The organism is Paraburkholderia sediminicola, from assembly GCF_046027355.1.
GTDB lineage: Bacteria > Pseudomonadota > Gammaproteobacteria > Burkholderiales > Burkholderiaceae > Paraburkholderia > Paraburkholderia sediminicola_B.
The window spans coordinates 133,830-146,957 of record NZ_JAQQEK010000006.1; the positions used below are offsets into that span (position 1 = coordinate 133,830).

A 13,128-nucleotide genomic window follows, 5' to 3' on the forward strand; every position below is an offset into this window, starting at 1 on the left:
GACGGGAAAAACGGCTTACAGGCGAGGCAAGACAACAACGAGGAAGGCGCCCATGCAGGCCGTCGGCGGTTTATGAAAACGGCCGGCGCGCTGGCCGGCGCGGTGGCGAGCGGGCTCGGTCTTGATGGCTGCGGAGAGGGCGGGATCAGCGCCGCGTCCGCGCAGAGCGCGGGTGCGCAGGTTCCGGCGATCGTGCCGGCGCAAACAGCGCTTGTGGTCATGCATTATCAGACCGACATTCTGGGACTCTTTCCCGCTGTCGCGCCTACTCTGCTCGCCAACACGCGCAAGTTGTGCGATGCCGCGCGGGCCAAAGGCGTCAGCCTCTATTTCGCCAAGATCCAGTTCAGTCCGGGTTATCCGGAAGTCAGCCCGTTGAACAAGAACGGGCAAGGACTCAAGCAACTCGGCCTTTTCATCAACGACAAAGTCGCGCCGGAACTCGGCCAGCGGGCCAACGAACCGCTCATCATCGGGCATCGTGTGAGCGTATTTTTCGGCACCGATCTGCAGGCGCGGCTTTCCGCGCAGGGTATCGATACGCTGATCATGGCCGGCATTGCGTCGACGGGTGTCGTGCTGTCGTCGGTAGCCTATGCGAGCGACGCGGACTTCCGCTTGTACACCGTCAAGGATTGCTGTTACGACCCGGACCAGGTCGTGCATGATCATCTTTTTTCCACGGCATTCGATTCGCGCACTACGGTGCTGTCGCTCGCCGATGCCTCGTTGCTGCTCGCCTAGAGCCGCCGCAAAGCGCGCTTAACCCGCCAGCCAGGGTTTCCGATATTTTTGAAGAGTTGACTCGATGCGCCAACCTCACTATTGTTTGTGAATCGATTCACCAAAAGATATTGAACTGTGCGGCATTGAAAAAAGCAGAGGATTTCATGACTTTCAGCAGCAGGCGACGACAACTGCTCCGCGCGGGCGCCGCGGGCATCGCGGGGCTTTCCCTGCCGTTCGCATTCGAAGGCCGCGTCTTCGCCGCGGACGCAGGGGTGCTAGCGGTCGCCATTCCGAGCAATCCGCAAACGCTCGATCCGATCAATCAGCCGAATCACGACGTGATGGCGATCAACCAGTTGATCTTCGAGAATCTGGTCGGCATCGACGCGCGCGGCCAGCGGGTGCCGCAACTGGCGCGCGCGTGGACGATTTCGCCGGACAAACTGACGTACACGTTCGATCTGCAGCGCGGCGTGAACTTTCAGAACGGGCAGCCGTTCACCTCCGCCGACGTGAAATACAGCTTCGATTACGTGCTGAATCCCGCGAACAAGGCGTTCCGCCGGCCGTTCTGGACGGTGATCGAGTCGGTCAGCGCACCGGATGCGCACACCGCCGTGATCCGCCTCAAGCGTCCTTACCGGCCGTTGCTCGACTACATGTCGAAGTACATGGGTATTTTTCCGGTAGGCAGCCGCGAGCAGCACCCGGCCGACTACTTCAAGCAGACGCCGATCGGTGTCGGCACCGGTCCGGCGATTTTCGTGCAGTCGAAGGCGAACGACTTTGTCGAGCTGAAACGCAATCCGGCTTACTGGGGCAAGGGCGAGCCGCATTGGGACAAAATCGTGTTCCGCATCATCCCTGAGGAGTCGTCGCGGCTTGCCTCGCTGATGTCGGACCAGACGCAGATCATCAGTGCGCCCCCGGCCCAGACGTTCGCGCAGATCCGTACGTCGGCGGGCCTCGCGGGCGACAGCCGTCCATCGCCGACCAGCCCGCTGATGATGTGTCTGAACAATCGCAAGGCGCCGTTCGACGATCCGGCGTTTCGCCGCGCGGTATCGCTCGTGCTGGATCGGGCCAAGATCTGTCGCGATCTGTGCTACGGCGCGGTCAAAGCGAGCAGCATGCCGTTTGCGCCGGAGTCCTCGTGGTACGACACGGGCTCGGCCGGAAGCCTGGCGTTCAATCTGGACCATGCGCGAGCGGCGTTGAAAAGCTCGAAGTACGCGAGCGGCGCATCGTTCGATCTGCTGTATGTGCAGCCTGCGTATCTGATCGATACATCGTCGACGGCGCTTTTCATTCAGGCGCAACTGGCTTCGCTGGGCGTGCGCGTCAATTTGCGTCCGCTCGATTTCGGGCAGATGATTTCGCAGGTGCTGGTCGGAAACCACGCTGCGGCGTTGACCGGCTTCATTGCGCCGCCGGAGCCGACGTATCTGCTCAACGCGCTGTTCCGGCCAAGCGAAAGTCTCTGGAAAGCGAGCGGCTACGAGAGTGCTGAACTGCTGAAGCTGATCGACGACAGTTATCTGGTCGACGATCCGGCTGCGCTCAAGCCGATCCTCGCGAAAATTCAGCAGGTGCTGGCGCGCGACTGTCCGGCCGTCTGGATCGGCGCGCTGGAGGTGCAGAACCTGTGGCGCAGCAACGTCAAGGATTTCCAGGTGAACACCGGCTTCTCGCTGAAGCTCGACAGCGTTTATCTCGCGAAGGCATGAGGTCGATATGAAAGCCGTTTCGAGGCTGTTTTCGTCTGTGCTCGTGCTACTGGTGGTGAGCGCCCTGCTGTTCGCGATGTGCCGTGCGACGCCCGTGTCGCCCGCGCGTCTGACGTTGGGCAGCGACGCAAGCGTCGAACAGATTGCCGCATTCAATCACCAATACGGACTCGACCGGCCTGTCGCCGCGCAATACGGCAGGTGGCTGAGTGGTGCGCTCGCGCTCGACTTCGGCAAGTCATACGCGACCGGCAACCCAATCGGCCCGCAGATCGCCGATACGTTGCCGAATACCGTCGAGCTCGTCACGCTATCGTTCGTGTTTACGATCGTCGTGTCGATCGTGCTCGGCACCGTGGCGGCACTGAAAGAGAACAGCGGCACGGACCATCTGCTGCGAGCCGTGGCGATCGTCGGCTTATCCGTGCCGTCGTTCTGGCTGGGGTTGCTGTTGATCCGCTATGTTGCGCTCAAGACAGGGTGGTTTCCGGTGGGTGGCCTCACGCCCTGGTCGGACGGCTCGGCGTCGCATCTGCTCGCGCTAGTGTTGCCCGTGCTGACGATGTCGGTGTACTACGTCTCCGTGCTGAGCCGTCTGGTGCGGGCGAACATGGTCGACGCACTTTCGCAGGACTATGTGCGAACCGCCCGAGCGCTCGGTTTGTCGCCGTCGCGTGTTCGCCTTTATGCACTGAAGAACGCGTTGCCGTCGCTCGTGAGCACGGCCGCGATGAGTTACGGCTACATGTTCGGCTGGGCGTTGATCGTGGAGCAGATTTTCAATTTGCCGGGCGTCTCGCGTGCGTTGCTCACGGCGATTTTCCAGCGCGACTATCCAACGGTGCAGGCCATCGTGCTCGTGATCACGACGATCTTCATCGCGTCGAACACGTGCGCCGACGTACTGCATGGCTATCTCGACCCGAAGGCGAACAGAACATGATGGCTGATTCATCTCTACCCAACGTGCAACGCAAGCCGCATGTGCTCGGCACGTGGCTCGCATCGGCCGGCCGGTTGCTGCGCGCGCTGATGCACGAACCGGCCGGTGCGATCGGTCTCGTAACGATGTTGCTGCTGGGCGTGATTGCATTGTGCGCACCGTGGCTGCCTTTGAAAGATCCGCTGCAGCTCTACATCGAACATCGCCTGGAAGCGCCGAGCGCGGCGTTCTGGCTCGGTACCGATCAGGTGGGCCGTGACATTCTGAGCCGCACGATCTGGGGCGCTCGCGCGTCGCTGTCCATCGGACTGTGCGCGGTCGCGATCGGCCTCGTGCTCGGTACGGGCATTGGCCTCGTGGCAGGCTACAAGGCCGGCTCGTGGCTCGACGAAACGCTGATGAAAGTGATGGAAGTGCTCGCGTCGATTCCGCTGTTGATCTGGGCGATCGCACTCGTCGGTATTACAGGCACTGATACGCTGCATGTCGGCATGCTCGCCATTTCGAATGAAACCAAGCTCGTGCTGCTGATCGGCGTGCTGTACGCGCCGGGTCTTGCGCGGCTCACCCATAGTCTCGCGAAGGCCGAGTCGCAGGCGGAGTATGTCGCCGCACGGGTTCTGCAAGGCGCGAGCGGGGCGCGCATCATGTTCTCCGACGTTCTGCCCAACATCATCTCACCGGTGTTGATCCAGGCGTCGCTACTGCTCGGCGTGACGATCATCGTGGAAGCGTCGCTCAGTTTCATCGGACTCGGCGTGCAACCGCCTACACCGAGTTGGGGCGCGATGCTCTCCGACGCGCGCGCACTGATTTTCACCGACAACTGGTGGGTATCGGTGTTCCCGGGCGCGGCGGTGTTCGTCAGCGTGCTCGCCTTCAATCTGTTCGGCGACTCGATGCGCACGATTCTCGACCCGCGGCGGCGCAATGCGCAGGCGGCCAATGTGCCGGGAGCGTCGCTATGAACGAAGCGCTGCTGTCGATTGAAAACCTGCGCGTCACCTTCGGTTCGGGCAAGACGCAGACCGAAGTCTTGCATGGGCTCGATTTGCAAGTGAGACGCGGCGAGGCGGTCGGTCTCGTGGGCGAATCGGGTTCGGGCAAGAGCGTCGCCTCGCTGGCGGTACTCGGATTGCTTGGCAACGCGGGGCGCATCAGCGGCGGCCGGATCGTGCTCGATGGCGAAGATCTGGGCCGTGCGTGCGAGGCGCGCATGCGGGCATTGCGCGGACGGCGCATCTCCATGATCTTTCAGGATCCGGCAACGGCGCTCAACCCCGCCTTCACTATCGGCGCGCAACTTGCCGACGTGATCCGCGCCCACCGTCCGCTGCGCGGCCGCGCGATACGCGGCGAAGTGCATGCCGTGCTCGAGCGCGTCGGCTTCAAAGACCCGCGCATCACGGCGCGCGCATATCCGCACGAACTGAGCGGCGGCATGAAGCAACGCGCGATGATTGCCGCCGCGATTGTCTGTGAACCGGCGCTGCTGCTCGCGGACGAGCCCACCACCGCGCTCGACGTGACCGTGCAGGCGCAGATCGTCGAGCTGCTGCGAACGCTGGTGGACGAGATGGATCTCGGCCTCGTATTCATCACGCACAACCTCGACCTGATGGCGGAACTGTGTTCGCGCGCCGTCGTGCTGAAACAGGGATACGTGGTCGAGGCCGGTCCGGTGGAGGATATCTTCCTGCGGCCTTCGCACGACTATACGCGGCATCTGATCGCGAGCATTCCGCGTTTGCCGGTTACGCGTGCTGCGGGCCGACATCAACCTGAGGAGCCGCGCAATGTCCGCTAACATGCCGAACGCCGCCGTGGCCACGCAGCCGATCTTCGCGCTGCAGGAGGTCGGCAAGTCCTACGCGCTGGCGCGTTCCCCACTCGAGCGCATGTTCAACCGGCGCCGCTTTCATGCCGTGTCGGGCGTGAGTCTCGAGGTGGCGAAGGGCGACGCGCTCGCTATCGTCGGCGAAAGCGGCAGCGGCAAATCGACTGTCGCGCGCATGATGGTCGGCCTCACTGCGCCGACCACCGGCTCGATCTGTTTCAGAGGCGACGCGTTGAACACGATGACGCGCGCGCAGAACGCGACGTTTCGTCAGCGTGTACAGATGGTGTTCCAGAGCACGACGAATTCGCTGAATCCGCGCAAGACGATTGCCACGACGCTTGCGGAAGCGATCGGCAACGACGGCGTGCCGGTGCGTCAATTGCTCGACATGGTGCGGCTGCCGGCATTCGTGCTGGCGCGCTATCCGCATCAGCTGTCGGGCGGTCAGCGGCAACGCGTGGGTATCGCACGGGCGCTCGCGCGCCGTCCCGAACTGGTCGTTGCCGATGAACCGACTTCCGCGCTCGACGTATCGATCCAGGCGGAGATCATCCGACTACTGCGCGATCTCCACCAAAGCGCCGGTGTCTCGCTGGTCGTGATCAGCCACGATCTGGCGCTGGTCGGTGAGTTGTGCCAGCGGGTGGTGGTCATGCGCGAAGGGCGTCTCGTGGAAGCGGGCGCTGTGGATCAGGTGCTGTTCGAACCACGCGAGCGCTACACGATGGAGTTGCTGGCGGCGATCCCGAAAGGCATCGGCCGGCACCCCATAGGGGTGGGACCAGAGTAAGTGCTAAAGCACTAACTCTGGTCGACACAGGAGAGGCGGTCCGAGCAGTAGAGAAGAAGATCCGGGTCAAGCAGTGAGCCGGCCCACCTTGGGATATTTTTTTAAACCTTTGGTGAATCGATTCATTTGCTATCATCAATCGATCGCTAGCCGACCGGGGTGTCGCGATTCCTTGTTTGGAGAAGAGCGGTGAAGGAAAAGTTATTCATCATGGCGGCTCTGCTGGGCGGGAGCGGTCTCGTTCATGCGCAAAGTTCAGTCACGCTGTACGGGATCATCAACGAGGCCATCACCTACTCGTCGAACCAGGGCGGCCACAGCGCGGTGCAGTTGACCGGCAACGGCGAGTACGGCAGCCGTTGGGGACTGCGAGGCGCCGAGGACCTTGGCGGCGGCACCAAGGCGATCTTCACGCTCGAGAACGGCTTCAACCCGGTCAACGGCGCGCTTGGTCAGAACAACCGCATGTTCGGCCGCCAGGCGTTCGTGGGTTTTTCGAATCCGGACTACGGCACGCTGACGTTCGGCCGCCAGTACGACGCGATTGTCGGCACCTTGCAGACGATGACGTCCAACGGTGCGTGGGGCGGTGTGATGTTTTCGCATCCGTACGACAACGACAACACTGACGACTATTTGCGCGTCAATAACTCGATCAAATATGTCTCGCCGAATCTGAAGGGCTTCACCGGCACGGCGATGTACGCGTTCAGCAACGCGCCCGGCGCGTTTGCGAACAATCGCATGTGGTCGGTAGGCGGCATCTATTCGCAGGGCGCCTTTTCGATTGCGGCGGCGTATTCGCTCTATGACGAACCGGGCGTGAACACCACGGCGAACGTGAACACCAACGGTGCGATCACCTGCTGCGATGCGCCGATCACGTCCAAACGCGAACAGATTGCGGGCATCGGTGCGTCGTATGTGATCGGACCGGCCAAGCTGAGCCTGATGTACAGCAACGCGATCTACAACAACGTGGGCACGACGCTCGCGAGCGGCATCAACTACCGCTTCAACAACTATGAAGCGAATGCGCGCTTCACGCTCGATCCGACGCTGTTCTTCGGCATGGCCTACACCTACACGAGCGACAACATCACCGGCGGTCCGGGCGGACCCACGCAGGTGCACTGGCATCAGGTCAACCTGCTGGTCGACAAGTTCCTCTCCAAGCGAACCTCCATCTATACCGAGGTGATCTATCTGCGCGCAGCCGGTGGCGGCTTTCCGCGACCTACGGGCGGACCGTTGCCGGCGACGTCGAACGGCTTGCTGGCCTCGCAGATTCAGACCATGTTGCCGTCTTCGGAACAGAACCAGGCCGTGGTCAGTGTCGGACTCGTGCACAAGTTCTAGCAGCGCTGCATTGACCGGCGCAAACCGGCAACGCGTTTGCGCCGCATCGACTAACAAGCAAGGTGTGTAATGACTGAAAGACTTTACCGGGCCGGTGTTGATATCGGCGGGACCTTCACCGATATCGTCGTGATCGGCGATGACGGCGTGATTCATACCAGAAAGGTTTCGTCCACGCCCCAGGACTATGGCATTGCGATCGTCGCGGGCTTGCAGGCATTGCTGGCCTCGCTCGACGCGCAACCGCGCCAGATAACCGAGCTGGTTCATGCAACCACCATCGCCACGAATACCGTGCTCGAAGGCAAAGGCGCGCGCACGGCGCTGATCACCACGCGCGGTTTTCGCGACGTGGTCGAAATTGGCCGCCTGCGTGTGCCGATGCTCTACAACCTCGCGTATCAGAAGCCGGAGCCGCTCGCGAAACGCCGGCACCGCTACGAGGTCGACGAACGGCTGCTCGCCGACGGTTCGGTCGACACGCCGCTCGACGATGCGCAGGTGCTGGACATCGCGCAACGCATTGCCGACGAAAAAATCGAAGCGGTAGCGATCAGCCTGATTCATGCGTATGCGAATCCCGAGCACGAGATCCGCATTCGCGATCTGCTGCGCGGCGTGTTGGGTGACACCGTCTATCTGACCTGCTCGCACGAAATCCTGCCGGAGATCCGCGAATACGAACGCACCAGCACGACCGTCGTCAACGCGTATCTCGGGCCGGTGGTGGTCAGCTATCTGCATTCGCTGATCGACAAGCTGCGTGGCATCGGCATGACCGGTCCTGTGCAGATCATGCATTCGAACGGCGGCGTGATGAGCGCGGCCATGGTCATGCAGAAACCGGCCACGATAATCGAGTCCGGGCCCGCGGCCGGTGTGATCGCGGGCGCCTCGGTCGCCGCCGCGTCGGGTTACGCCGATTGCATTACGGTGGACATGGGGGGAACCACGGCGAAGGCGGCCATCATCGAGAAGGGCGAGCCGGCGCGCACGACCGAATACGAGGTCGGTGCGGGCATCAACGTCAGCAGCAAGCTGGTCAAGGGCGGCGGCCACGCGGTCAAGCTGCCGTTCATCGACGTCTCGGAGATCGGCGCGGGCGGCGGCAGTCTGGTGCGTATCGACGCGGGCGGGCTGGTCAAGGTCGGCCCGGATTCGGCGGGCTCGGTGCCCGGGCCCGTGTGCTACGACGCGGGCGGCACGATTCCGACGCTCACCGACGCCGTGCTGACGCTCGGCTATCTGAATCCGGCGTTCCTTGCCGGCGGCGAGTTGCGCATCAACCAGCAGAAGTCGCTCGAGGCAATGCGCACGCAGATCGCCGAGCCTACGCACACGGATCTGTACGAAGCCGCCTATGGCGTTTTCTCGATCGCGGCCTCCACGATGACGCGCGCGGTGAAAGCCGTGTCGACATATCGCGGCCGTGATCCGCGCGAATTTGCGTTGTTCGCTTTCGGCGGCAATGGGCCGGTCATCGTTCATGCGATCGCCGAATTGCTCGACATGAAGACGGTCATCGTGCCGCCGAGCCCCGGTGTGTTCAGCGCGCTCGGCCTGCTGTTCTCGTCGACACAACACGAGTTCATGCAAACGATGTTCTGCCGCCTCGATCACCTGGCCGCAGTGGAATTGGGCAACACGCTCGAAGATCTGGTGGCGCGGGCCACTGCGGATATGACGGCCGAGGGTAACGCGTTCGACGATATCGCCGTGACTTGCGCGCTGGATTTGCGCTACACGGGTCAGGCCTACGAGTTGACTGTGCCGATCGAATGGCGTGCCGGTCAGCCGTTCGATATTACGCCGATCGCTGCCGCGTTTCATGCGGAACACGAACGCACCTACGGGCATGCATCCGCGGACGAGGTGATCGAGCTCGTCAATCTGCGCGCGGTCGGTTCGCTGTGCTCGCAGAAAGACCGCGCCTACGACGCGCAACGCGCCGGCGGCAGCCGGGCGAGTTCGTCGGGTGCGCGCGTGCCGGTGCGGCGCCGGGCGTATTTCGGCAAGACCCACGGCTTTATCGATACTCCGGTGATCTCGCGTGCCGATCTGCGCGCCGCGCCGATGAGCGGCCCGTTGATCGTCGAAGAGTACGACTCGACCTGCGTCGTGCCGCCGAATGCCGGCGCGCGCGTCGATGCCCACGAAAACATTGTCATCACGTTTCTGGAGCAATCCGTATGACTACCCAGCAGGCCGCTTCGGCGGGCACCGACGCCATCACGCTTGAAATCGTCAAGAACGCGCTCGGCTCGATCGCCGACGAAATGGCGCTTGTCGTGCTGCGCACCGCGTATTCGCCGATCGTGCGCGATTCGATGGACTTCTCCACCGCGGTGTTCGACCGCGCCGGCCGTGTGATCGCGCAGGGCCTGACCTTGCCGATTCACCTCGGCGCGTTTCCAGCCGCGATGGATAACGTGGTGCGCCGTTTCGGCACGGCCGGCAAGTCCGGCGATATCTACATCATGAACGACCCCTACACGTCAGGTGGCATGCATCTGCCGGACGTGTATCTGATTCAGCCGGTGTTTTACGAGTCACGTATCGAAGGCTATGTTGCGACCATCGTCCACCACGCCGATATTGGCGGCATGGCGCCGGGCAGCATGGCGATCGGCGCGACGGAAATCTATCAGGAAGGTCTGCGGATTCCGTTGATGAAGCTGTGCGATGCCGGCGATTTCAACGACGCGCTCGTCACGCTGCTGGAGACAAACTCGCGCATGCCGGGCCAGTTGCGTGGCGATCTGCGCGCGCAAGTGGCGTCGTGCAAAGCGGGTGAGCGGGGGCTCGTGCAGTTGCTCGACAAATACGGCGCGGATGGTTTCGAAAGGTTGGTCGAAGCGTTGCACGATTACGCGGAGCGCCTGACGCGCCAGGCCATCAGCACGATGCCGAATGGTGAATATCGTTACGAGGATTTCATCGACGGCTTGGGCGATACACCCGTGCCGATCGCGTTTCGCGTCAAGGTGACGGTGGCGGACGACATGGTCAGCATCGACTGGACCGGGACCGATGCGCAGGTGCAGGGCGCGATCAACGGTCCATTCGCGACCACGCAATCGGTCGCGTATGCGGCGGTGCGCTGCGCGATTGGCGTCGATGTGCCGAATTGCGAAGGTTTTTCGCGACCCGTGCAGGTCTACGCGGCAAGCGGCTCGATTGTGAATCCGGTCGAACCGGCGGCCTGCGCGGCGCGCGGGATCATCGCTTACCGGATGTTCGACGTGTTGCAAGGCGCATTCGCGCAGATCGTGCCGGATACGATTCCGGCGCTAGGCGAAGGCGGTCCGTCGGTCGTGTCGATTTCCGGGCGTAGCCCGGATGGCGAGGGCGGCGCGCCTGGCGGCAACTGGCTGATTACCGACGGCGTGCTCGGCAGTTGGGGCGGTGGTCGCCACGACGGCTGCGAGGGCATTGCGAATCCGCTCGGCAATCTGTCGAACCAACCGGTCGAACTGATCGAGGCACGTCTGCCGCTCAAGATCACCGAGTACGGATTCGTCACCAACTCCGGCGGCGCGGGCCGGCATCGCGGCGGTCTCGCGATGCGCCGCGCTTATGAATTGCGCAGCGACCACGCGTTGCTCGGACTGCGCTCGGACCGGCGCGCGCATCGGCCGTCGGGCTCGCATGGCGGGCTGAGCGGATCGCCGTCGCTCAATCTGCTGACCCGCGACGGTCAAAGCACGTTGCTGCCGACCATGCCGAGCACCGTGACCGCGCTTCGCAAGGGCGATCGCTTCTGCCATATCGCGGCGGGCGGCGCAGGCCATGGCGATCCGTTGACGCGCTCGCCGGAAGCCGTACGCGAGGACGTGCTGGACGACCGCATCACCGAGCAGATGGCGTGTGAAGTTTATGGCGTCGCGCTCGAAGGCGCGGGGCGCGACATCGACGCGCAGCGCACCGCCGAGATGCGTCGGCTTCTCCAGACGCTTTCCGGGCAGGAGCGCGTCGCGAGGCAGGAGGCGCTGTTTCTGGAATCGACCGGCGCCGATGCTGCGGCTATCGGCAAACTCTGACAACGACAGGGTGCTTTGACTATGTCCGTTTCAATCCTCGAGCCAGTCCCTGATACTCAACGTGTGCGCTTGCTGCGTCCCAGTTGGGCGGAACTCGACTATGGCGCCATCGCGGCGAATCTGGCGGTCGCGCGTGAACAGGTGGGACGAGCCACGAAAATCTACTTCGTTTGCAAGGGCGACGGATTCGGGTTCGGTGCCGCGAAGGTTGCGCGGCTGGCGGTGCAAGCGGGTGTCGATGGCTTTTGCGTCGGCAGTCCGGAAGAGGGCGTCGCGATTCGCAACGCGGGCATCGATCGCGACATTCTGCTGTTTGCCTCGACCTTGCCGGAGGATGCGGCGCAGGTCGCCGCGTTGGGACTGACGGTGACGATCCAGAGTCAGGAAAGTCTGCGTGCGTTTATCGATGCCGGCGTGGCGGTCGATGCGTTCCTCGAGATCGATCCGGGCTTCGGGCGCTTCGGCTTTCTGCCGTCGCAATGGCAAGCCGCGTTCGAGGCACTGCGCGACCAGTCGACCGTGCGGCTCAAAGGCGTGTACACGCATCTGAGTTCGCCGGAGAGCGATGACGTGACGCGCACTCAGGCCGGCGTGTTCGATGCCGCGCTGGCCGACGCACGCGCCGCGGGATTCGATAACGTGACGACGATGCTGGCGAGTTCGCGGGTGATGCTCGCGCATCCGCATCTGGCGTATCAGGCGGTTGACCCCGGGCGGCTTCTATACGGTGCGCTCGACGCGGACTGGATGGCCCGCGCACCGCTGCGGCCGATGCTGCGGGCCGTGCGCGGGCGCATTATCCACGTGCAGGAGCATCCGGCCGGGTCGATGCTCGGGATCGGCTATGCGGAACCGATCCGGCTCGAACGCGCTGTGCGCATCGGCGTCGTGCCGATCGGTTTCTGGGACGGTCTGAATCACGTGCCGCCGCTGGGCCGCGTGCTGGTGCACGGACAGGCGGGGCGCATTCTTGGACGCCGCTCTTTTCAGCATACCGTGATCGACATCACGGAGATTGCGCAGGCCCGGACCGGAAGTGTCGTGACGTTGCTGGGACAGGACGGCGACCAGACGATAACGATCGACGAACTGGCAGCATGGTTGCGGCTGCCCGTCATGGAACTGATTCCGCGGTTAGTGAGGAGCTTGCCTCACGTTGACACCGAAGTGACGGGTGTGCCGGGCAATGACCGATGTGCCTGTCGCCCATCAAACTGACTCGAATGGCCGTTGTGCATCAGAACTTGCCGGGCGAAGGCGCGTTGACCCGAAGGGCGAGTATGGGGCGGTCTGCGCCGGTCATTAGCCGGCTCACGACGCTTCATTAGCCGCCGCCTCGGTAAATATCAAGCATCAGTGCCGGGCCGCCATTTTTCTGAAAATCTTCCAGCTCACGCATCACTTGCGCGCGTGTTTTTCCAACGGGCACGGCCGGTGGCGGTGTGACGGCCGGAACCGCGACCTCTGAAACCTGCGGGGCGTTGCCATCCGTTACCGCCCCCTGCTGGTTGATCGCCGTTTGGGCGAAGCATCCGTCTGCTGTGACTCCAGCTATCAGGGCTAGACAGACGGTGATCGATTGATAAAGTTTCATGGGAGTACTCCCTCGGAGTTTAAGAGATCAGCCTGTGCATCTTTCGCCGACCGACAGCAGTTTTCGCACGAACAGAGACAGGTTCGGCTCGTTGCAACGATCAACC

Annotated in this window: 11 protein-coding genes; 10 read left to right on the forward strand and 1 reads right to left on the reverse strand. The window is 62.9% G+C overall.

The genetic code is table 11. The features are described from left to right. The first annotated feature begins 72 nt into the window (after positions 1 to 72). From PQR42_RS12725 to alr, 10 genes are all read left to right on the forward strand, one after another. A complete protein-coding gene (locus tag PQR42_RS12725; RefSeq protein ID WP_408384629.1) occupies positions 73 to 744 on the forward strand; it encodes a cysteine hydrolase family protein in 672 nt (223 codons plus the stop codon). A gap of 146 nt (positions 745 to 890) precedes the next feature. Then, positions 891 to 2,456 (forward strand): ABC transporter substrate-binding protein, encoded by a 1,566-nt coding sequence (locus PQR42_RS12730; RefSeq protein ID WP_408384487.1) that lies wholly within the window; start codon positions 891 to 893, stop codon positions 2,454 to 2,456. Positions 2,457 to 2,463: 7 nt separating this feature from the next. Then, positions 2,464 to 3,399: an ABC transporter permease gene (locus PQR42_RS12735; protein WP_408384485.1), complete on the forward strand. Its 936-nt coding sequence runs from the start codon at positions 2,464 to 2,466 to the stop codon at positions 3,397 to 3,399. After that, entirely contained in the window at positions 3,396 to 4,367 is a 972-nt protein-coding gene (locus PQR42_RS12740; RefSeq protein ID WP_408384484.1) for an ABC transporter permease, read from the forward strand. Before PQR42_RS12735 ends, PQR42_RS12740 begins: the two co-directional genes overlap by 4 nt. Next, a complete protein-coding gene (locus tag PQR42_RS12745; RefSeq protein WP_408384482.1) occupies positions 4,364 to 5,206 on the forward strand; it encodes an ATP-binding cassette domain-containing protein in 843 nt (280 codons plus the stop codon). The genes PQR42_RS12740 and PQR42_RS12745 overlap by 4 nt, the downstream gene beginning before the upstream one ends. Next, positions 5,196 to 6,029 carry an ABC transporter ATP-binding protein gene (locus PQR42_RS12750; RefSeq protein ID WP_408384480.1) on the forward strand — a complete coding sequence of 278 codons (834 nt, stop codon included), beginning with the start codon at positions 5,196 to 5,198 and terminating at the stop codon, positions 6,027 to 6,029. The genes PQR42_RS12745 and PQR42_RS12750 overlap by 11 nt, the downstream gene beginning before the upstream one ends. A 189-nt stretch (positions 6,030 to 6,218) precedes the next feature. After that, complete coding sequence (locus PQR42_RS12755) at positions 6,219 to 7,388, forward strand: porin (RefSeq protein ID WP_408384478.1); 1,170 nt, start codon at positions 6,219 to 6,221, stop codon at positions 7,386 to 7,388. Between the two features lie 69 nt (positions 7,389 to 7,457). Beyond that, positions 7,458 to 9,581, forward strand: coding sequence for a hydantoinase/oxoprolinase family protein (locus tag PQR42_RS12760; RefSeq protein WP_408493642.1), 2,124 nt, complete (start codon positions 7,458 to 7,460; stop codon positions 9,579 to 9,581). Further along, the gene (locus PQR42_RS12765; protein WP_408384475.1) at positions 9,578 to 11,428 is read left to right on the forward strand and encodes a hydantoinase B/oxoprolinase family protein; all 1,851 of its coding nucleotides are present in this window, start codon (positions 9,578 to 9,580) and stop codon (positions 11,426 to 11,428) included. Before PQR42_RS12760 ends, PQR42_RS12765 begins: the two co-directional genes overlap by 4 nt. Positions 11,429 to 11,449: 21 nt before the next feature. Next, positions 11,450 to 12,646, forward strand: coding sequence for an alanine racemase (alr, locus tag PQR42_RS12770; protein WP_408204053.1), 1,197 nt, complete (start codon positions 11,450 to 11,452; stop codon positions 12,644 to 12,646). 106 nt (positions 12,647 to 12,752) lie between these two features. On the opposite strand, the gene PQR42_RS12775 is transcribed toward alr, so the two are convergent. After that, positions 12,753 to 13,022: a hypothetical protein gene (locus PQR42_RS12775; protein ID WP_408204055.1), complete on the reverse strand. Its 270-nt coding sequence runs from the start codon at positions 13,020 to 13,022 to the stop codon at positions 12,753 to 12,755. Positions 13,023 to 13,128: the final 106 nt, after the last annotated feature.